The organism is Nocardia cyriacigeorgica, assembly GCF_010868145.1.
GTDB lineage: Bacteria > Actinomycetota > Actinomycetes > Mycobacteriales > Mycobacteriaceae > Nocardia > Nocardia cyriacigeorgica_D.
Genome location: NZ_JAAGUY010000004.1, coordinates 121,491 through 141,727, shown reverse-complemented (window position 1 = coordinate 141,727; position 20,237 = coordinate 121,491). Strand labels below are relative to the sequence as shown.

20 protein-coding genes are annotated in these 20,237 nt (G+C 67.6%); 7 read left to right on the top strand and 13 right to left on the bottom strand.

What is annotated here, in order from left to right; translation table 11 throughout:
• Positions 1 to 44 precede the first annotated feature (44 nt).
• Positions 45 to 1,331: a phosphatase PAP2 family protein gene (locus GV792_RS08625; protein ID WP_256670471.1), complete on the top strand. Its 1,287-nt coding sequence runs from the start codon at positions 45 to 47 to the stop codon at positions 1,329 to 1,331.
• On the opposite strand, the gene mnhG is transcribed toward GV792_RS08625, so the two are convergent.
• From mnhG to GV792_RS08565, 12 genes are all read right to left on the bottom strand, one after another.
• Complete coding sequence (mnhG, locus tag GV792_RS08620; RefSeq protein WP_163823497.1) at positions 1,332 to 1,682, bottom strand: monovalent cation/H(+) antiporter subunit G; 351 nt, start codon at positions 1,680 to 1,682, stop codon at positions 1,332 to 1,334.
• Positions 1,679 to 1,939: a monovalent cation/H+ antiporter complex subunit F gene (locus tag GV792_RS08615; RefSeq protein ID WP_163823496.1), complete on the bottom strand. Its 261-nt coding sequence runs from the start codon at positions 1,937 to 1,939 to the stop codon at positions 1,679 to 1,681. The genes mnhG and GV792_RS08615 overlap by 4 nt, the downstream gene beginning before the upstream one ends.
• Positions 1,936 to 2,472 (bottom strand): Na+/H+ antiporter subunit E, encoded by a 537-nt coding sequence (locus GV792_RS08610; RefSeq protein WP_163823495.1) that lies wholly within the window; start codon positions 2,470 to 2,472, stop codon positions 1,936 to 1,938. The genes GV792_RS08615 and GV792_RS08610 overlap by 4 nt, the downstream gene beginning before the upstream one ends.
• On the bottom strand, positions 2,469 to 4,064 hold the full coding sequence (locus GV792_RS08605; protein ID WP_163823494.1) for a Na+/H+ antiporter subunit D: 1,596 nt from the start codon (positions 4,062 to 4,064) through the stop codon (positions 2,469 to 2,471). Before GV792_RS08605 ends, GV792_RS08610 begins: the two co-directional genes overlap by 4 nt.
• Entirely contained in the window at positions 4,061 to 4,444 is a 384-nt protein-coding gene (locus tag GV792_RS08600; RefSeq protein WP_163823493.1) for a Na(+)/H(+) antiporter subunit C, read from the bottom strand. Before GV792_RS08600 ends, GV792_RS08605 begins: the two co-directional genes overlap by 4 nt.
• Positions 4,441 to 7,266 (bottom strand): Na+/H+ antiporter subunit A, encoded by a 2,826-nt coding sequence (locus GV792_RS08595; RefSeq protein ID WP_163823492.1) that lies wholly within the window; start codon positions 7,264 to 7,266, stop codon positions 4,441 to 4,443. The genes GV792_RS08600 and GV792_RS08595 overlap by 4 nt, the downstream gene beginning before the upstream one ends.
• A 214-nt stretch (positions 7,267 to 7,480) precedes the next feature.
• A complete protein-coding gene (locus GV792_RS08590; RefSeq protein ID WP_163823491.1) occupies positions 7,481 to 9,718 on the bottom strand; it encodes an AAA family ATPase in 2,238 nt (745 codons plus the stop codon).
• A gap of 141 nt (positions 9,719 to 9,859) precedes the next feature.
• Positions 9,860 to 10,282, bottom strand: coding sequence for a hypothetical protein (locus GV792_RS08585; RefSeq protein WP_256668124.1), 423 nt, complete (start codon positions 10,280 to 10,282; stop codon positions 9,860 to 9,862).
• A 198-nt stretch (positions 10,283 to 10,480) separates the two neighbouring features.
• Positions 10,481 to 10,837: a UBP-type zinc finger domain-containing protein gene (locus GV792_RS08580; protein ID WP_163823490.1), complete on the bottom strand. Its 357-nt coding sequence runs from the start codon at positions 10,835 to 10,837 to the stop codon at positions 10,481 to 10,483.
• The gene (locus GV792_RS08575) at positions 10,834 to 12,303 is read right to left on the bottom strand and encodes an ATP-binding protein (RefSeq protein WP_163823489.1); all 1,470 of its coding nucleotides are present in this window, start codon (positions 12,301 to 12,303) and stop codon (positions 10,834 to 10,836) included. Before GV792_RS08575 ends, GV792_RS08580 begins: the two co-directional genes overlap by 4 nt.
• A 12-nt stretch (positions 12,304 to 12,315) precedes the next feature.
• On the bottom strand, positions 12,316 to 13,983 hold the full coding sequence (locus GV792_RS08570; RefSeq protein WP_163823488.1) for an FAD-dependent oxidoreductase: 1,668 nt from the start codon (positions 13,981 to 13,983) through the stop codon (positions 12,316 to 12,318).
• Between the two features lie 53 nt (positions 13,984 to 14,036).
• Positions 14,037 to 14,213, bottom strand: a complete 177-nt coding sequence (locus GV792_RS08565; protein WP_163823487.1) for a hypothetical protein — start codon at positions 14,211 to 14,213, stop codon at positions 14,037 to 14,039.
• Positions 14,214 to 14,380: 167 nt separating this feature from the next.
• On the opposite strand from GV792_RS08565, the gene GV792_RS08560 reads away from it, so the two are divergent.
• On the top strand, positions 14,381 to 14,836 hold the full coding sequence (locus GV792_RS08560) for an SRPBCC family protein (protein ID WP_163823486.1): 456 nt from the start codon (positions 14,381 to 14,383) through the stop codon (positions 14,834 to 14,836).
• Between the two features lie 33 nt (positions 14,837 to 14,869).
• Here the strand turns inward: GV792_RS08560 and GV792_RS08555 are convergent, their stop codons facing one another.
• Complete coding sequence (locus tag GV792_RS08555) at positions 14,870 to 15,901, bottom strand: beta-ketoacyl-ACP synthase III (protein ID WP_163823485.1); 1,032 nt, start codon at positions 15,899 to 15,901, stop codon at positions 14,870 to 14,872.
• Between the two features lie 236 nt (positions 15,902 to 16,137).
• On the opposite strand from GV792_RS08555, the gene GV792_RS08550 reads away from it, so the two are divergent.
• The 5 genes from GV792_RS08550 to GV792_RS08530 form a co-directional block, all read left to right on the top strand.
• Positions 16,138 to 16,410 carry a GlsB/YeaQ/YmgE family stress response membrane protein gene (locus GV792_RS08550; RefSeq protein WP_163823484.1) on the top strand — a complete coding sequence of 91 codons (273 nt, stop codon included), beginning with the start codon at positions 16,138 to 16,140 and terminating at the stop codon, positions 16,408 to 16,410.
• Positions 16,411 to 16,563: 153 nt separating this feature from the next.
• Positions 16,564 to 17,289, top strand: coding sequence for a phosphatidylserine decarboxylase (locus GV792_RS08545; RefSeq protein ID WP_163823482.1), 726 nt, complete (start codon positions 16,564 to 16,566; stop codon positions 17,287 to 17,289).
• Positions 17,286 to 18,236: a CDP-alcohol phosphatidyltransferase family protein gene (locus GV792_RS08540; RefSeq protein WP_163823479.1), complete on the top strand. Its 951-nt coding sequence runs from the start codon at positions 17,286 to 17,288 to the stop codon at positions 18,234 to 18,236. Before GV792_RS08545 ends, GV792_RS08540 begins: the two co-directional genes overlap by 4 nt.
• Before the next feature lie 43 nt (positions 18,237 to 18,279).
• Positions 18,280 to 19,161 carry an RNA polymerase sigma-70 factor gene (locus GV792_RS08535; RefSeq protein WP_163823477.1) on the top strand — a complete coding sequence of 294 codons (882 nt, stop codon included), beginning with the start codon at positions 18,280 to 18,282 and terminating at the stop codon, positions 19,159 to 19,161.
• A gap of 251 nt (positions 19,162 to 19,412) precedes the next feature.
• The coding region (locus tag GV792_RS08530; RefSeq protein ID WP_163823609.1) for an NAD(P)/FAD-dependent oxidoreductase at positions 19,413 to 20,237 on the top strand (825 nt) is incomplete at its 3' end.

Genomic DNA, 20,237 nt, shown 5'->3' with positions numbered 1-20,237 from the left:
CGGACCGATTGTCCGTGCCGCGTACCCGGATTCGAGTCCTCGCGATGGGTGCCGCGATCGCCGCGGTCCCTGCGCTGTTGATCACCCTGCAGGTGGTCGCTCTGGTGCAGGGTTTCGAAGGTCCGCTGGAGAGCCTGTGGCGTGATTACGTGGGCACCCCCAAGTCGATGACGGTGCCATGGGCGGGTCTTGCGCTGGCGTTGGTTGGGCTGCCGACGCGGCGCCGGATCATCGCGGCAGGCGTCGCGGTGGCGATCGACGCCGTCTGTGCCGGTGGCCGGATGCTGGCGGGCGACCCGTTCGCGGTGGGGAATGGACCGGTGATCGTCCTGACCGCGATCGCGGTGCTCGCGCTGGTGCGCTGGGACGGGACCGAGCGCCGCAACGCCCTGCACGCGGCGGCGCTTGGTGCGCTGCTGATCCTGGCCACCAAGGTCGGTGACGTCTGGTTGCACGTCACGATCCTCACCCAGCCGCAGGTCCTCGACGAGTACGTCATGCTGGCCGATCACGCCCTCGGCGACCCGTCGTGGGTGATGGGCCGGGTACTCGAGACCCTCGGCCCGTCGGTGGAGGCGGTGCTGCACTGGGTCTACATCGAACTGCCCGCTGCGGCGATCGTGGTCGCAGTGTGGCAATTGCGCGGGGTCGCGTCGACCGGACGCTGGCCGGGCCACTACCTGGTGCGGACGTTCCTGGTGCTCGGGCTGGTCGGTCCGCTGGTCTATGTGCTGTTCCCGGTGGTAGGCCCGATGTTCGCCTTCGGTGCCGATGGCGCCGGATTCCAGCTGGGAAACTACTGGCCGCAGGTGGTGCCGCCGATCGATCGCAATCCGTCGGCGTTGGACTTCGACTCCGTGACGCCGCGTAACTGCATGCCGTCGATGCACACGGCGTGGGCGCTCGCGGTCTTCCTGCACACTCGCCGCGCCGCCGACGGCAGCCTGGCGCCGCGCTGGTTGCGCTGGGGCGGCATGTTCTGGCTGCTGTGCACGCTGGCGGCGACGCTCGGCTTCGGCTACCACTACGGCGTCGACCTGGTCGCAGGTGCGGTGCTGTGCCTCACGGTGGAGTCGGCGCTGCGCGATCCGGAGCGTGGCTGGGGCTGGTTCCGCATCCGGCTGGTCGCCGGTGGTGCCCTGGTACTTGCGGCGCTGCTGGTCTCCTACCGCTACCTGGCCGTCCCCATGGCGGAGTATCCGGTGCTCGCCGGGACCGTCGTGATGGCGCTGCTGGCGGCCGTGGCCGCGGCGTTCCACGGGACCTGGTTCGCGCGTCGGCAGAAGGTGCGGGCGGGAGAGTTGGAGCAGGCCGAGTTCGCCGGCCGGTGATCAGTTCCCGGACCGCTGGTCCAGCTCGTTGCCCAGTTCGTTGACCGCGAGCAGCCCATCGCGGTGCCGCTGTTCGCGGTAGGCGGTACGGCCGATCAGGTGCGCGATCACCGGTGCGGTGAGCAGGGTGAAGAGGCCGACGAGCACGAGCATCCAGGCGTCCGGGCTGTCGTACACCCGGATGATCGTGCCCGCGAGCACCAGGTTCAGACCGATGACCTGTGGCTTGGTGGCGGCGTGCATGCGCATGAGGGTGTCGGGGAACCGGACGATGCCGATGGCGGCGGTGAACGCCAGGGCCGCGCCGAGCACGATGAGGGCGCCGGAGATCCAATCGAGGACAGTGCTCATCGGTCGTCCTGCACTCGGAAGCGGGAGACGGCCGCCGAGCCGAGAAACCCGACCAGCGCCAACGCCACGATGGCGGGCACCACGGTGGTGTCGCGGCTGTAGGCCGCCCACACGGCGAGCCCGCAGATGGCCATGGCGACCAGCGAATCGATGCCGACCACGCGGTCGAGGGTGCTCGGCCCGGCCAGCGTGCGGTATGCGGTGATCACCGCGGCCGCCACCAACAGGATTGCGGCCGTCCCGGCGACGACGATCATGGCTTCACCTCCGGTGTCACACTCGCTGCGACCACGGGTCTCTGGAAGGTCGCGATCAGCAGCCGCTCCAATTGCCTGGTGGTGCGGTAGAACTTGTCCACCGCCTTATCGCTGCCGACATCCATGACGTGTACGTAGACGACGCAGCGTTCGCGATCGAGCTCCAGCACCATGGTGCCGGGGATGAGATTGAGCAGATTGGTGCACAACACCAGCACCAGATCCGATTTGAAGCTGAAGTACACCCGCAGCACGCCGGAGATCGGCGGCGGCGCTGGCCGGACCGCGAACCACGCCACCTGCAGACTCGATTCGAGCGCGTAGTACACGCTGACGGCGAACAGCTGCAGCAGCGGGATCGGCCGCACCCACCCGGTGACGGGCACCCGCGGCAGCGGCAACGTCACCATGATGAGCGCCCCGACCACGAGACCGGCGATCACGTTGGCGACGCTGAGCCTGCCCCACAGTGCCACCCACACCGCTGCCAGCCACAGCAGGATGGCGATCCGGATCACGGTCTCCCGGCTCATCGCGGCTCCGATCCGAGCACGGCGGTGATGTAGACACCGCGGTCGCGCAGGTCGTCGGCGGCGCGGTCGGCGATGTTCAGGATCGGCCCGGCCCAGACCGTCAGCGCCAGGCCGACGCCGACCAGCGCGGCGGTCGAGGTCACCATCAGCGACGGCATCCGGCCGGGGTGGGTGCGTTCGTCGTAGAGCATGTCGGTGGAATCCTCCACCAGCGTTGGCAGCGTCGCCGCCGCCAGATGACCCTCGGGCGCATCGGCTCGCGGTCGCCAGAAAGCCTTGCTCCACACCCGCGCGACGGCGTACAGGGTGAGCAGGCTGGTGAGCACAGAGCCGCCGACCAGCACCCAGGCCAGCGCACTGCCGTTCTGTGCACCCGCCTGCAGGAGGGCGACCTTGCCGACGAACCCGGAAAACGGCGGAATGCCGCCGAGGTTGAGCGCGGGCACAAGGAACAGAATCGCCAGCAGCGGGCTCGCCGTGGCCAGTCCGCCGAGCCTGCGCAGCGACACCGATCCGGCTTGTCGTTCGATCAGGCCGACGACCAGGAACAACGCTGTCTGCACCAGAATGTGGTGGGCGATGTAGTACACCGCGCCCGACAACCCCATCCGGCTGGCGAGACCGACACCGAACACCATGTAACCGATATGACTGACCAGGGTGAACGAGAGCAGTCGGCGGATATCGCTCTGGGCGATCGCACCGAGGATGCCGACCAGCATGGTCAGCAGGCCCGAGATCAACAGAACGTTGTCGAAGCCGCCGTCGGGGAAGATCAGCGTGTACGTGCGGATGATCGAGTAGACACCGACCTTGGTCAGCAGACCGGCGAAAACCGCGGTCACCGGCGCGGGGGCGGTGGGGTAGGAGTCCGGCAACCAGCTCGACAGCGGGAACACCGCCGCTTTGATGCCGAATGCGACCAGCAGCACCGCGTACACCGCGTTGCGGATGCCGACCGGCACCTCGTCCATCCGGACGGCCAGCTGGGCCATGTTCAGTGTTCCGGTCGCGCCGTAGGCCAGCGCGATGCCGGTCAGGAAGATCAGCGACGACAGCATCGAGACCATCACATAGGACACACCGGCGCGGATGCGTTCCTCGGTCGCGCCGAGGGTGAGCAGCACGAACGAGGCGACCAGCAGGATTTCGAAGCCGACGAACAGGTTGAACAGATCGCCTGCGAGGAACGTCATCGAGACGCCCGCGCTCAGTACCAGATACGTCGGCCAGAAGATCGAGGTCGGTTGCTTGGTGTCGGCGTCGCGGATGTTCTGGCCCGCACCGTAGACCGCGACGGCGAGCAACACGATCGACGACACCAACTCCATCGCCGCCGAGAGCCGGTCCACCACGAGCGTGATACCGATCGGGGTTTCCCACGCGCCGACCTGTAAGGCGGTGGTGCCGTCACGGTCGGCGAGGAACAGTAGCACCGCGCATACGGCCACCGCCGCTGACAATGCGATCAGCGCGACCGTGCGCTGGGTGCGCGGACGACGGCCGAAGACCAGCGTGGTCGCGGCAGCGAGCAGGGGGATCAGGACCGGTAAGGGTGTCAGCACCGGCAGCAGGTCGGGCGACAAAGTCATTCCTCGGGATCCTCCTGCTCGCGCTTGGCCGCGATCCCGACATCCTCCGGGTCGTTCTCGACGTCATCGGTGGTGGTCAGGGTGAAGGACCGGTAGGCGAGAGCGAGCACGAAGGCGGCAATGCCCATGGTGATGACGATCGCGGTGAGCACCATGGCCTGAGCCAGCGGATCGGCCATCTCCTCATGGGCGTCATCGGTGGCGCCGCTGATGGGTGGTTTCCCGTCCGCGCCCGCCATAGTGAGCACCAGCAGGTTCACCGCGTTGCCGAACAGGATCATGCCGAGCAGCATCTTCGACACGGCCCGCTCGAGGATCAGATACACACCGCACGCCACCAGCACGCCGATGACGATCATCAGGGTCAGATTCACGCTCACTTGACTGCCTCCCGGACCTCGGCGGGTTCGGATGACTCGGCCAGTTCGCGATCCAGGCGTGCACCGAGGCTGCGCAGCACGTCGAGGACGAGGCCGACCACGATCAGATAGACGCCGAGATCGAAGAACAGTGAGGTCACCAGCTTGACGTGGCCGAGCAGCGGCAGCGTGACCTCGAGGATCGCCGACGACAGCGGCGGTGCGCCGAGGATCAGTGAGGTGGTCGCGGTACCTGCCGCCAGGGTCAGGCCGGCGCCGAGCAGGTGCCCGGCTTCCACCGGCAGCGCCTCACCGAGCTCGTATGGTCCGCCGGCGAGGTACCGCAGTACCAGTGCCAATCCGGCAGTGAGACCACCGGCGAAGCCGCCGCCGGGGCCGTTGTGGCCGGAGAAGAAGAAGTAGACCGACAGCACCATCATGGTCGGGAACACCAACCTGGTGGTGATCTGCATGACCATCGAGCGTTCGCGCCGGTCGACCAGCCTGCCCGCGGGCAGCCAGCTCACCAGCCCTGGCCGATAGTTGGGTGCGTCCGCCGCGCGCGGTGCGCTGCCGAAGCGGCGGCTCCGGAACACCAGTGACGCCACACCGGTGGCCGCCACGACCAGCACCGAGATCTCACCGAGGGTGTCCCATGCGCGGATGTCGACCAGCAGCACGTTAACCGCGTTCTTCCCGCCGCCGAATTCGTAGGCCGCGTCCGGGATGCGCTGCCAGATCGGTGTCGTACTGCGGGCCGCGACCGCGAACGCGCCGAGCACCGTGACGGTGACGCCGACACAGGCCGCGAGCACCGCCCGCCTGACATTGAAACCGGTGCTGCGCGCGCCGCTGATCTCGGCTGGGAAGGCCCGCAAGACCAGTACGAACACCACCAGCGTCAGGGTTTCCACCAGGAACTGGGTGAGCGCGAGATCGGGTGCGCCGTGCAACGCGAAGATGACACCGCAGCCGTAGCCGGTGACGCCGACGACCAGCACGCTGGCCAGGCGGTTGCGCAGCACCGTCGCGCCGAGCGCCATGGCCACCATGATCGCGCCGATCGCGAGTTGCAGCGGCGAGTCCCACAACCTCATCTCCACCCCGGTCCTGGTGCCGAGCGCGAGCACGACCGACGGCAGGATGATCAGGGTGCAGAGGATGATCGCCTGGCTGAAGGGCAGCGAACCACGCTGCACCGAACCGGTCATCCGCAGCGACAGCTTGTCCATGCCGCGCAGGGTGGCGTCATAGGCGCGGTCGGCATTGCCGAGCATCGGGCGCGGGGATTCGCCGATCTGTCCGCGGAACCGGAACAGGACAAGGCCCGCCGCGATGATCAGGATCGTCAGGGCGAGTACTTCGTTGAAGCCGTGCCACAGCAGCAGGTGCGAGTCGAGTGCACCGGGCACCGATCGCGCGTAGGGGCTGATCAGCTTGTCCAGGCCGGGTGCGGCCAAGCCCGCGATCAGGCTGCCCGCGGCCAGGAGCGCGGGTGCGCCGAGCAGGAGTGCGCCCGGCCGGTGCCAGTGCGGTTCGGTGACGCCCGGTTTGTCGCCGAACGCGCCCCAGATGAAGCGCGCGCTGTAGGCGACGGTCAACATCGAGCCGAGCGCGACGACACCGGTCAGCAGCAAGCGGGAGGGTTCGGTGAGGATTCCGGCGTGCAGGGTCGCTTCGAGCGCGCTCTCCTTGGCGACGAACCCGACCATCAGCGGAATCCCCGCCATGCTCAACGCGGCAAGCGCCGCCACACCGCACAGGATGGGCGCGCGGCGCCAGAGGCCGGTCAGTGCGCGCAGATCGCGGGTGCCCGTGCCGTGGTCGACGATGCCGACCACCATGAACAGGCATGCCTTGAACAGTGCGTGGGCCACGATCAGCGCCACTCCGGCCAGCGCGGCATCGGGGGTGCCGATGCCGACCATGAGGATGAGGAAGCCGAGCTGGCTGACGGTGCCGAAGGCGAGCACCAATTTGAGGTCGCTGACCTGGAGGGCGCGTACGCCGGCGAGCAGCATCGAGCCGCCGCCGAGTACGAGCACGATCGGATGCCAGACCGGATTGTTGGCGAAGACCGGCGCCAGTCGGGCGACCAGGTAGACACCGGCCTTCACCATGGCCGCCGCGTGTAGATACGCGCTGACCGGGGTGGGTGCGGCCATGGCGCCGGGAAGCCAGAAGTGCAGCGGGACGATGGCGGATTTACTGAGCGCGCCGACCAGGATCAACACCACCGCGACATTCACCGCGAGCCCACTCGGCGGCTGTTCGGCGGCCAGCAGATCCGACAGCAGATAGCTGCCGTTGACCTGCCCGAGGATGATGATGCCGACCAGCATGGCCAGTCCGCCCGCGGCGGTCACCAGCAGCGCCTGGATGGCGGCCCGCCGGCTCTCGGCGCGTTCGGAGTTGTGGCCGACCAGCAGGAAGGACAGGACGGTCGTGGTCTCCCAGAAGACGAACAGCAACACCATGTTGTCGCTGGTGACCAGACCGAACATGGCGCCGGCGAAGGCGACCATCTGGGCCGCGAACACGCCGAGACGTGGTTCGGAGTCGTCGAAGTAGCGTCCGCAGTAGAACAGGATCAGCGACCCGATGCCGAGAACCAGTGCGCACATGACCGCTGCCAGCGAGTCGAAGCGCAGGTCGATATTCATCTCGATGCTCGGTGCCCAGCTGAACCGAATCTGTTTCGTCTCGTTCCAGTTCGCGAAGACCCAGGTCAAGCAGCCGAGGGGGACGAGAGCGAGGAGATAGAAGGCGTTTCGCCCGATCGCCCGAACGCACAGTGGTGCCAAGAGAGCGGCCAGGGCATGGGCGAGCAGAATTCCGAGCAAACTTCACTCCGTCGGGTCGGTGCGGCGGGGTGTGCGGTCTCATCCTACGTGGGCGGATAGTAGGACTTGCGTCCAGGTATCTATGTGTTCCGCCATATTCGGCCGTACGGGCTATGCCTCCGCAAATCTTTCGGTGCCGGTGAGGTCCGGTGTGAATCCGGTTGGGCGCCGCTGCCCGGAGTGCGTCGAGCCGACGCGATCAACCATGCCGTACTCAGCGTTTGTCGACTCTCGCTTCGGCATAGCGGCGCAGGGATTCGACCTGATCGGGGTCAAGTGACGGCCGCACCACCGACCGCGCCGCGGCCAGATCCGCGGCGGTGACATCGGCGGCGGCGACATCACGGCGCATCGCCGCGAGTGCGGCCTCGCGCAGCAGTGCGGCACAGTCCGCGGCGGAGTAGCCGTCGAGCACCTCGGCCAGTGTGGCCAGGTCGACGTCGGCGGCCAGCGGCACCGAACGCCCGGTCGTTTTCAGGATTGCCAGCCGGGCTTGCGCATCGGGTGGCGGCACGAACACCAGCCGCTCCAGCCGACCGGGACGAAGCAGCGCGGGATCGATCAGCTCGGGACGGTTGGTCGCGCCGAGGACGACCACCTCGCGCAACGGCTCCACTCCGTCGAGTTCGGTGAGCAGTGCGGCAACCACCCGGTCACCGACACCGGAGTCCGAGCTCTGGCCGCGACGTGGTGCCAGCGCATCCACCTCGTCAAGGAAGATCAACGACGGCGCCGAATCACGCGCCCGCTGGAACAGCTCGCGCACCGCGCGTTCGGAGGACCCGACCCATTTGTCCATCAGCTCGGCGCCCTTGACCGCATGCACGCTCAGGTGGCCGGTGCCCGCCAACGCGCGCACCAAAAAGGTCTTGCCGCAGCCGGGCGGCCCGTACAGCAGCACTCCCCGCGGTGGTTCGATGCCGAGCCGGGCAAACGAATCCGGATGCCGCAGCGGCCACAGCACCGTCTCGGTGAGTGCCTGTTTGGTTTCGGCCATATCGCCGACATCATCGAGACCGAGACTGCCGATGGCCAATTCCTCCATCCCGGAGCGCGATAGCGGCCTGATCACCTCGAGCGCGCCGAGCAGATCCGGCTGGTCCAGCTGCGGTTCGGCCTGATCACGATTGGCCCGTGACGCCGCGCGCAGAGCCGCCTCCCGGCACAGCGCGGCCAGATCCGACACCACGAAGCCGGGGGTCTTCGCGGCGATGTCGTCGAGCTTCAGCTCTCCGGTCGGGACCTTGCGCAGCAGCTGCTCCAGCAGTGCCCGGCGCACCGAAGCGGTGGGCAGTGTCAGGGCCAGCTCGCGATCGCACAGGTCGGGCCCACGCAGCCGCGAATCGAGGGCGGCCGGATGGGCCGTGGTGGCGAGGAAGGCGACGCATGGTTCGGCGATCGCCGCCCGCAGCTGATCCACAATCAGCGTGGCCACCGGATCGGCGGTCGCGGGCAGCAACGCATCGATATCGGTGATGAGCAGGATCCCGCCCTGCCCGGAGCTCACCTCGGCCACAGCCGAGGCCACCTCACGCAGTCGTGCGCCGCTCTCGGCGGCGCCGGCGGCAGGTCCGTCCAGTTCGATGATGCGGCGCGGTGCGGTGACCGCGCGGGCCAGCGTCGCCTTGCCGACGCCCGCCGGGCCGGTGATGAGCACCCCGAGATGTGGCGACGCACCAAGGGTTTTCAGCAGGTCGGGTTCGTCCAACGCCAGCGTCAACCATTCGGCGAGCTTGGCCGCCTGGGTATGCGCCCCCACCAGATCCTCGACCGGAATCGCGGCCGCGCGGGCCGCGGCGACCGTGCCCGTCGGATCGGTGGTCATGCTCGCGGAGGAGTCGTGTTCGCCCGAAGTGGCGGTCGGCCGGCCGTTGTTGCCCGCCGCGGCGGCGATGGAACCCGGCCCCCAGTCGACCGCAGTATTGGGTTGAACGCTCACCGGTCCCGGTGACGGATCGGTCGAGGTAACGGTGAGCAGTTCGGTGGTCCAGGCGATGCCGAAGGTGCGCGACAGGGCCTGACTCGCCGCCGAGGACGGCAGATCCGGTCCCAGATCGCGGGGGAGCAGCGAGACCGTGTCACCGACGGTGACGATTTTGCCGAGCAGCGCCTGCCGCAGCGTCGCCGCCGGGATGGATCCGGTGGCATGCGCGGAGCCGCTGACCGAGATCTGCTTACCCCCGTAGACCGTCGCCGGCGACACCACAACGGTCGCGTTCTCCCGCAGGCCGGCATTGGACAATGTCACGTCGTCGAGCAGGGCAACCCCCGCGGGTGTGCCCGCCGGCGCGATACCGGCCACCGCGGCGGTGCGCCGGGAACCCACCAGCGTAATCCCGTCCCACTCGCGCAAACCGAGTGCGGTGAGCACCTCGGCATGCAACCGCACCACGCCACGGCGAGCGTCGGCGGCGGAAGGATTCAGACGCGCGGTCAAAGCCAAGTCAGCCATCGTTGACCATTCTGCATCTGATTAGCGCCGCCTGCGGCGTCGCGTGTTCGCGGCCCGTGGCTGGCCGCGAACCGGGCTCCTCGAGGTCGCCCGTCTTGGTGTCCCCAGCGGTTGCGTCGATTGTTTCGTTAACGGTCTAGGTCAGGGTTCGACGATGCCCGCGGCTTCGGCGACCGGAACGTCGGCCATTTCGTCGGACAGGCAGACCAGCTTCGCGGTGCCGAGCGCGACATTGGGGCTGCCGACGAACGGGCTCTCCGGATGCTCGACCAGAATCTGCTCGATCAGGGCCTTCTCCCCTTCGATGTCGAGTTCCCGGAACTCCGCGCAGGTGGTCTGCGAGGCCGCGCCAGACGTGCTTTCCCCGGAGCGGGTCGTGGTGGGCGTGCCCGTGGTTTCGCTCGACTCGGTCGTGGTGGTCGCCGCGGTTGTGGTGGCGGCGGTCGAGGTCTCGGTGGTGCCCTTGCGCAGCCCATTCGCCTCGGTGGCCTCATCCGGTCCACAGCCGGCCAGCACGAGAGCCAACGCGCCGACGGACAGAATCGTCGCAGGAATTCGCTTCATATCGTGGGTTCCCCGGTGATCAGCGGCGCCGGAGCCTCCGGCGCATCCGGTGCAGCGTACCGGGTATAGACGGTTCTTCGACATGGGAGCCTCACAGGATCGAGCGCCCGTCGGGCGCACGGGCAGGTGCGTGACCTACTGTCGGGTATCGGCCTTGCCGTCCCCTTATCGATCGCTGAAGGCTCGCATCGCCGCAGCTCAGCGGTTGATCAGCGACTGCCAATCGGCAGGCACCCTGGCCCGCGGACCCGGCACACCCTGTTCCTCGGGATGCTGCTGCGGTGGTGCCAGCTCGGGCCCGCCGCTGAACATCTCCTCGGTGCGGAAATCCCAGTACCAGTCCTCGCCCGGCTCATAGCTCTGGATGAACGGATGGCCGGTCACCGCGGCATGCTTGCTCGCGTGCTGGGCGGGGGAACTGTCGCAGCAGCCGACGTGTCCGCATTGTGCGCAGCGGCGCAGATGCACCCACCAGCCCGCCGCGGCGTCGCATTCCACGCAGCCCGGTCCGCTCGGTGGAACGGTCGGATCGATGCCCTGAGGTAGCTCGGTCATGCCGGATCTCCTGTCGATTCCAGATTCGCGGGTTTGTCCTCTTCTCGGTGCAGCGGCAACCACACGGTGAATGTGGTGTCGCCCGGCCGGGATTCGAGCCGGATATCGCCGTGATGCTTGTTCACCACGATCCGGAACGAGATGTCGAGGCCGAGGCCGGTGCCCTCACCGACCGGTTTGGTGGTGAAGAACGGTTCGAAGATGCGGTCGCGCACCTCGGTGGGCACGCCAGGGCCGGAGTCGTTGATCTGCACGACGGCACAATCGTTCTCGTGCCTGGTGCGGATGGTGAGAGTGCCCGATCCGTCCATCGCGTAGACGGCGTTGTCGATCAGATTGGTCCACACCTGGTTGAGCTCCGCCGCGTAGCAGGGGACCGGGGGCAGCGCGCGATCGTAGTCCTTGACCACCTCGATCGAGTCGCCGATCTTGCGGTTGAGCATCACCAGCGTGCTATCGATCAGTTCGTGCAGGTCGACCACCTGGAACGGGGCCCGGTCCATCTGCGAATACTGTTTGGCCGCACCGACCAGCGTGGAGATGCGGGTGGTCGAGTCCGCGATCTCGTTCATCAGCAATTCGGTTTCGATGGTGTAGTTCAGCCAGCGGATCGCACCCTCGAGCACCTGCGGGGTGCAGTTTTCGAGGGTCGCGGCCACCCGGTCGAGCCAGTCGGCGTCGAAGCCGGCCTGCACGAAGTTCGGCGCGAGATCCCATCCGTCGGCGATGCCGTGCTCGTCGAGCCATTCGCCGAGCAGGTCCTCCCTGTCCGCGGCCTCGAGCGGGGTCAGCTCTGGTGCCTTGGCGACCTGCGCCGCGGCCTCTTCCTGCAACCGCACCAGCGCCTCCAATGAGGCGGTGCCGAATTTGCCGTGGGCCATCATGGCCAGCTTGTGTCGCATGCCCGCGATTCGATCGCGCAGACCGGAGGTGGCGCGCACCGCGGCGGCGGCCGGATTGTTCAGCTCATGGGTCAGGCCCGCCGAGAGCGAACCGAGTGCGAGCAGCCGCTCGCGCTGGGCGATGCGGGCGTTGTTATTGCGCTGGCCGAAGAATGCGCCCTCGAGTAGATGCACCGCCATCGGGAACCATTCGTGCATCATCCGCGAGAAGGTGGTGGCGTCGATGACGAAGAACCGTGACGGGCGCGTGACGTACATCGAGCCGCCGTAGTGTTGATCGGCGCGCTCGCCGAGATAGGCCGCCCACGCTCCGGCGTAGGAGCCACGATGGTCGGTGCGCACCATCTCGATCTCCTGGCCCGCGGACAGTTTGGTCAACCGCACCTCACCGTCCATCAGCACGTAGAAGCAGGTCGCGGCTTCGCCCTCGCGGTAGACCGGTCCTGGTTCGATCCGCTCGATGCGTCCGTCGGCGCACAACCAGGCCAGCTGCTCGTCGTCGAGCTTTTCGAACAGGAACAGGGTGCGCAGTTCCGCCGGATCACAGATCAATTCTTTGCCCACGTCTGCGACCTCCTACGCCAGATACCGGTGCACGAGCATGACCGCCATCGCGCCTTCACCGACGGCCGAGGCCACCCGCTTCGCCGATTCGGCGTGCACGTCACCGGCCACGAACACCCCGGGCACGCTGGTCTCGAGGTGGTGCGGGGGCCGCGGCAGCTCCCAGCCGGCCGGGCGCGCGCTATCGACCAGCAGGTCGGGACCCGCGAGTACATAACCGGCCTCGTCACGCTGCACCACGTCGTCGAGCCAGTCGGTCTGCGGTGCCGCGCCGATGAACAGGAACAGCCGCTCGGTGGCGGCCTTCTCCTCGGCGCCGGTGTCGTTATCGCGCAGCACGATGGTGTGCAGGTGATCGTCACCGTCGACGCCGACCACCTCGGTGCGGGTGTGCACGCGAATGTTCGGTGTCTGCGCGATCTGCTGGATCAGGTAGTAGGACATGGACTGCTCCAGCGAATTCGCCCGCACCACCAGATGCACTGTGCGCGCATTACGCGACAGGAACATCGCGGCCTGACCCGCCGAGTTCGCGCCACCGACGATGTAGACATCGTGTTCGGCGCATTCGGCGGCTTCGGTCATCGCCGAGCCGTAATACACGCCGCGCCCGGTGAATTCGTCGACCCCCGGCGCCGGATGGCGTCGATAGTCCACCCCGGTCGCGATGATGACGGTGTGCCCGCACAGTCGTCCACCGTCGGCGAAGCGCACGGTGCGCGCCGAACCGTTGACCTCGAGGCCGACCACCTCGCGGGTGGTGATGACCTCGGCGCCGAATTTGGCGGCCTGGCGGCGCGCCCGATCGGCCAGCTGCGCGCCCGACAACCCGTCGGGGAAGCCGAGGTAGTTCTCGATGCGGGAACTCTGCCCCGCCTGCCCGCCAGTGGCGGTGCGTTCGACCAGCACCGTGCGCAGCCCCTCGGACGCGCCGTACACGGCCGAGCCCAATCCGGCAGGGCCACCACCGACCACGATCAGATCGTAGAAATCGCCGACCGGTTCGGTGCTGAGTCCGACGCCGGCGGCCAGTTCACTGTCGGTCGGTTGTAGGAGCGCCTGCCCGTCGGCGGTGATCACCACCGGACATCGGCGCTGGTCGGCACCCGCCGCTTCCAGCAGTCGCGCGCCCTCCGGTTCATCGGCCAGATACCAGCGATACGGCAGCTGGTTGCGGGCCAGGAACTCGCGGACCTGCGACGACCGCGGCGACCAGCGATTGCCGACCACCTTGGTCCCGGTGACCGGACGCTGGTCGCTGCCGCGCCACGCCTCCAGCAGGGCGTCGAGCACCGGGTACAGCTTCTCCTCCGGCGGGTCCCACGGCTTGAGCAGGTAGTGGTCGAGATCGATGACGTTGATCGCGTCGATCGCGGCATTGGTGTCGGCGTAGGCGGTGAGCAGCACGCGCCGCGCGTACGGATGCAGGTCCATGGCCTGCTCGAGGAACTCGATGCCATCCATACCCGGCATGCGGTAGTCGGCGATCAGGACGGCGACCGGCTGGTCGCGCAGCTTCAGCTCACGCAGGGCTTCGAGTGCCTGCGGGCCCGATTCGGCGCGCAGGATGCGGTAGTCGGCGCCGTATCGACGGCGCAGATCGCGGACGACGGCCCGGGAGACACCGGGGTCGTCGTCGACGCTGAGAATGGCCGGCTTTGGCGCAGCGGGGGTACTCACCTCACGAGTATGAAGTCTCGCCGAGGTGGTTGTCGTCGCAGCGGCAGGGCCGCTCACACGCGGTGATGCAGTACCAAATCGAGTTCAGTTGGGGTGAGCAATCTTTCGAGGCGCTCCTCGACCCGCGGGGTCGATTCGCCTTCGGGCTCGATCAAGGGCAGTTGAGGAAGGCGGGTCGCCGCACGGGTCGACTGCGGCGGATGACGATGAAGCAGGGAGCGCAGGTTCACGGCCGATCACCTCACGTTCGGGGCGGTTCGCTGGTGGCTGTGTCTCTCGTCTATCCCCATTGTGCGCCGGTCGTTACATCCGGGCCCGCAGACATGCGAAAATGTGACCTGGTCCTCTTCCGTTTAAGATGTGCGTTACTCATAGTCTCATGTAACCGGAGGCAGTCTTGTCGAAGAATCTCGAAGCCGCCATCGATATCGCCGCACCCCCCGAGCAGGTGTGGGCCGTCGTCTCGGACCTCAAACGCATGCCGGAGTTCAGCCCGCAGTGCATCCGAATGATGCCGCTCGGCGCCCCGAAGGCGGGGACCTGGACGCTCAATTTCAACAAGGACGGGTGGAAGCGCTGGCCGACGAGCTCGCGCATCGTCCGCTTCGAGCCGAACCAGGCCTTCGCTTTCCGGATGAACGAGAACGCCACCGTCTGGAGCTACACGCTCGAACCCACCGAGGCGGGCACCAGGCTGATCGAGCGCCGGGACGTGCCCAACGGCGTCACCTGGATCGTGCGCAAGGCCATCGACGGGATCCTCGGCGGCGAGCCTGCCTTCGAGGATGCGCTGTTGAAGGGGATGAACGAGACCCTCGGCAAAATCAAGACAACAGTCGAGGCGGGCGCGTAGAACGCACCCGCCCCGCGGCTCGAGTCAGGTAGCTCAGGACTGCCAGTTCGGCAGCGCCACCACCTGAGCGGCCCAGGACAGGCCGGCGCCGAACGCGATGAGCAGGGCGGTATCGCCCGGCTTCGATTGGCCGGTGCGCAGCAGTTGCTCCATCGCCAACGGGATCGAGGCGGCCGAGGTATTACCGGTCTCCTCGATATCGTTGGCCAGCGCGCACTCCTCGGGGAGTTTCAGCACCCTGGCCATGATCTCGATGATCCGGCCGTTGGCCTGATGCGGGATCATCGCGTCGAGATCGTCGGTGGACAGGCCCGCGCGATCGATCGCCTCGCGGCAGACCTTTTCCAGCGAATGCGCGGCCCAGCGGAACACCGCCGTGCCCTCCATCGCCATATACGGCCGGACGGCGTCCAGGCCCTTCTCGTCGATCTCGGCGAAGAACTCCATCCAGTCCTTGTCCTGGCGGATGGCGTGATGCTGGGTGCCGTCCGAGCCCCAGACCGTTGGGCCGATGCCCTGCTCGTCGGACGGACCGACAACGACCGCGCCCGCGCCGTCGGCGAACAGGAACGCGGTGGAACGGTCGGTGGGATTGATCGTGTTGGTCAGCTTCTCCACGCCGACGACCAGCACGTGGTTCGCGGTACCCGCCCGCACCAGATCGGATGCGAGCGCGAGTGCATGGCAGAAGCCCGCGCAACCGGCGGAGATATCGAAGGCGGCCGCGCCGCTCATGCCGAGCTCGGTAGCGATCTGCGGTGCCGCGGCCGGAGTGAGCAGCAGATGGGTCGAGGTGGCAACGATGACGCAATCGACCTGGTCGGCATCGACGCCTGCCGACTCCAATGCGCCGCGCGAGGCCGCGACGCTCATGCTCTTGATGGTTTCGGAATCATCGGCGAAGCGCCGGGTGCGAATGCCGGACCTGGTCCGAATCCATTCGTCGCTCGAGTCGATCGGGCCCGCTACCTCGTCGTTCGTGACCGCCCGTGCCGGGCGATAAACGCCGAGCCCGAGGATCGCCGTGTGCTCTGCGCCAGTGGTCTGGGCGAATCGAGCAGCCATGGTGCGTCTCCTATGTACCTGCGGCACAGCCGCCGGGTTGTCCCCGAATATCGATGTGGATCCTCACTGGTCGATAGCTACGAATCAGCTGGTACTACGCAATCCGTAGACATGAGGCTCCCTCATATTAGCGCTACCGGGGGTACACAGGAGTGCGTATTCTCACAATGACCCGGGTATATCCCTGGCACACGCCGCGTCCGGCGGCGTGCCCAACACAATGATTCGAGGACGTCATGCTCGGAATCGGGATTGTCGCGTGGATCATCATCGGGGGGCTCGCTGGCTGGATCGCGAGCAAGATCATGAAAACCGACGCTCAACAGGGCATTCTGCTCAATATTGTGGTCGGTATCGTCGGTGGCCTGCTCGGCGGTTTCGTGCTGGCGCTGTTCGGCGTTGATGTCGAGAGCGCAGGCTGGTTCTTCAGCTTCTTCACCTGCCTCGCCGGCGCCTGCATCCTGCTCTACCTGGTCAAACTGTTCACCGGACGTCGTTCGGCAAGCTGACACCGGGTGCCATCGGCTCTGTTCCCGTAAGGTGTGAACGCTTGCGCCGAACCCGTTCGACGACCGTTGTCATCCGTCGACGGGCCGCGAGACCGTCGCCGCGACGGACCTCGAACGGCGCGTTCGTCAGCACCTAGCACGAAAGAGGAGCCTGTGGCACGCCGTCCCACCCCGCCCGGCACGCCTGAACGCACCGGCCTCGGCCATGTCGCCGATCTGGTGCGCAACGCGATCCCACCGCTGCATCCGGCCGGGTTACCGTTCGTCGCGGCGCCGCTGGCCGTCGCAGTACTCGGCGGCAAGCGGCGCTGGGTGCGCCGCGGCGGACTCGTGGCCGCAGCGGCCTGCGCGACGTTCTTCCGGCATCCGCACCGGGTGCCACCGAACCGCGCAGGCGCTGTCGTCGCACCCGCCGACGGTGAGATCGCTCTGGTCGACACCGCGGTGCCGCCCGCCGAACTCGGCCTCGGCGATCAGCCGCTGCCGCGGGTGAGCATCTTCCTGTCCGTGCTCGATGTGCATGTGCAGCGCGTCCCCGTCTCCGGGACCGTGCGCGAGGTGCAGTATCAGGCCGGTCAGTTCCGTTCCGCCGATCTGCCCGAGGCCAGCTCGGTGAACGAACGCAACAGCATGGTCATCGAAACGGCCTCCGGAGCCCAGATCGTGGTGGTGCAGATCGCCGGCCTGCTGGCCCGTCGCATCGTCTGCGACGCCAAGCCGGGTGACGTGCTCGCCATCGGCGATACCTACGGCCTGATCCGCTTCGGCTCGCGGGTGGACACCTACTTCCCTGCGGGCACCGAACTGCTGGTCGACGTCGGTCAGCGCACTATCGGCGCGGAGACCGTCCTGGCCGTATTGCCTACCGCCGGGTCATGATGGAGCAGGACACCGCCGGTCGGCGGCGCCGGTCGATCCGGTTGCTGCCGAGCATGGTGACCATCATGGCGCTGTGCTCCGGGTTGTCCGCTGTGAAATTCGCCCTCGACGGCGAATTCGGGGTCTCGCTCGCCATGATCGGCGCTGCCGCGGTGCTCGACACCCTCGATGGGCGCCTGGCGCGGATGCTCGCGGCCACCACCAAGATCGGTGCGGAGCTGGATTCGCTGTCGGATGCCATCTCCTTCGGTGTCGCGCCCGCATTGGTGCTCTACATCGGTCTGCTGAGCGATAACAGCACCGGCTGGATCATCGCCCTGCTGTTCGCGGTCAGCATCGTGTTGCGGCTGGCTCGGTTCAACACGCTGATGGATGACGACACCCGTCCCGATTGGGCGCGTGAGTATTTCGTCGGTGTTCCGGCGCCGGCCGCCGCGCTCATCGCGCTCGCGCCGATCGCGCTGTACGTGCAGTTCGGTGACGGCTGGTGGGTCGGCTTCGGTGCCGTCTCCGCATGGGTGGTCTTCGCGGCACTGCTGGCGGTGAGCACTATCCCGACACTGGCCATGAAGTCGGTGTCGGTGGCGCCGCAGGCCGCGGCCGGACTGCTGGTGCTGGTGGCCGCGGCCGCCGCCGCGCTGGTCACCTACCCGATCGTGCTGTTGCTGGTGCTGATCGTGCTGTACCTGGGTCATATTCCGTTCGCCTGGTATTCGCAGCGCTGGGTGGCGGCGCGGCCCGAGACCTGGGAGCACAAGCCCGCTGAGCGTCGTGCCCAGCGGCGTGCGGCGCGGCGGCGTCCGGCGATCAGGCGTCCGGCGATCAGGCGTCCGGCCATTCGCCGTCCCGTCATGCGCGGGTCGTCGCGGCTGCGGTTGCGGCGTCCGGGAGGTAAGCGCGAACACAACGGTGTCGAATCTCGGGAACAGGACGGCGTCGAGACCTGAGCGCCCGGGTATCGTCGCCGCTGATCGTGCGGGAGGTGGCGTAATGGACGCACAGGGTCTGGCCGACTTCGAAGCCGAGCGGCCGCGCCTGTTCTCTCTCGCCTACCGCATGCTCGGCTCGGCCACCGAGGCCGAGGATGCGGTGCAGGAGACCTATCTGCGCTGGGACGGCGCCGATCGTGCCGAGATCCGTTCGGCGCAGGCCTGGTTGACGACCGTGGTGGTGAATCTGTGCCGCAGCTGGCTGGATTCGGCGCGGTTGCGTCGGGAGAAGTATGTCGGCCCGTGGCTGCCGGAACCGGTGCCGACCGGTGGGGGTGAACTCGGCCCGCTGGAATCGGCGCAGGAGCGCGAGCTCGTATCGATGGCGCTGCTCACCGCGCTGGAGCGGCTCTCGCCAGTAGAGCGCGCGGTGTTCGTGTTGCGTGAGGCGTTCGGCTATTCGCATCGTGAAATCGCCGGGATGCTCGAGCTGTCCGAGGCCAATTCTCAGCAGATCCTGCACCGGGCGGGTCGGCGGGTGCGAGACGGCAAGGCCCGCTTCGATATTCCCGCAGAACATGCGCGCGCCTTGATGGAGCGATTCTTCGCCGCCGCACGTGACGGCGATATCGCGGCGCTCGAGCGGATGCTGGCCGCCGACGTCGTTTCGGTGGCCGACGGCAACGGCATGGCCGGCGTGGCGCGGCGGCCGGTCGCGGGTGCCTCGAAGGTGGCGTACTACCTGGCCAAGCTGTTCAGCTGGGTGGTTCCCGGTGTCACCATCGATATCGCCGAGGTCAACGGGTTGCCGGCGGTATGTGCCTGGTCGAACGGTGCGCCGCTGGCTGTGTGCACGGCCGATTCCGACGGAACCGTGGTGACGGCGCTGCGTCTTGTGGTCGCACCCGGCAAGCTCGGCTACTTCGGCCGCGCCACCGCCTGAACCGGTCAAGGGCCGAAGGCGGCAGCGGAGCGTCACCACGCAGGCCCTCCGGTTCAGGCGAATTCGATACCGCCTGAACCGGTCAAGGGCCGAAGGCGGCAGCGGAGCGTCACCACGCAGGCCCTCCGGTTCAGGCGAATTCGATACCGCCTGAACCGGTGTGACCGGGTTCATAGCGCGGAGCTGTCAGGGATCGGTGGGCCATCTGGTCTGGAAGGTGTCACCATCCCAAGCACTGGAGGAGCCGCACCATGACCGGACAGCATCGAATCGTCGTCCTCGGCGCCGGATACGCGGGACTGGCCGCCGCGCGAAGGTTCGCGAGGAAGGCGCCGGACGCCACCATCACTGTGGTCGACGCGCGAACTCACTTCGTCGAACGCGTGCGGCTGCACCAGCGTTTCGCCGGACAGCAGACGCGGAGCTGGAGCCTGCGAGAACTGCTGGAACCCAAGGGGATCCACGTCGTGCACGGTCAGGTGAGCGAGATCGATGCCGGGAGTTCGCTGGTGCGGTTCGACGGTCGTGAACCACTGGCCTACGACACGCTCGTCTACACGCTTGGCAGCATCGCTGATGACGCCGGAGTGCCGGGGGTGGCCGAGCACGCCTACTCGGTGGCGACGCCGGAATCCGCGGCGCGGGTGCCGGCGAAGGGTCCGATCGTCGTGGTCGGCGCCGGATCGACCGGTATCGAGGTGGCCGCCGAACTCGCCGAATCCCGCAGCGGCACACGGGTAGAGCTGATCAGCACGGAGGAGCCGGGGGCCTGGCTGTCGCCGCGGGCGCAGGTGCACATCCGGCGGGTACTGGAGCGATTGGGAGTGCGCATCCATACCGAGGCGAAGGTCATCGAGGTGACCGCGGACGCGGTGCGACTGGCCGACGGCACCTCGATCGACTCCGCCGCGACGGTGTGGACCGCCGGTTTCGCTGTACCGCAACTGGCGGCGCGCGCGGGTCTCGCGGTGGATGCGCACGGCCGGATGCGTACCGACGCGACATTGCGTTCGCTGTCGCATCCGAATGTGTACGCCGCAGGCGACAGCGCCGTTGTCGCCGGGCCCGGCGACCGC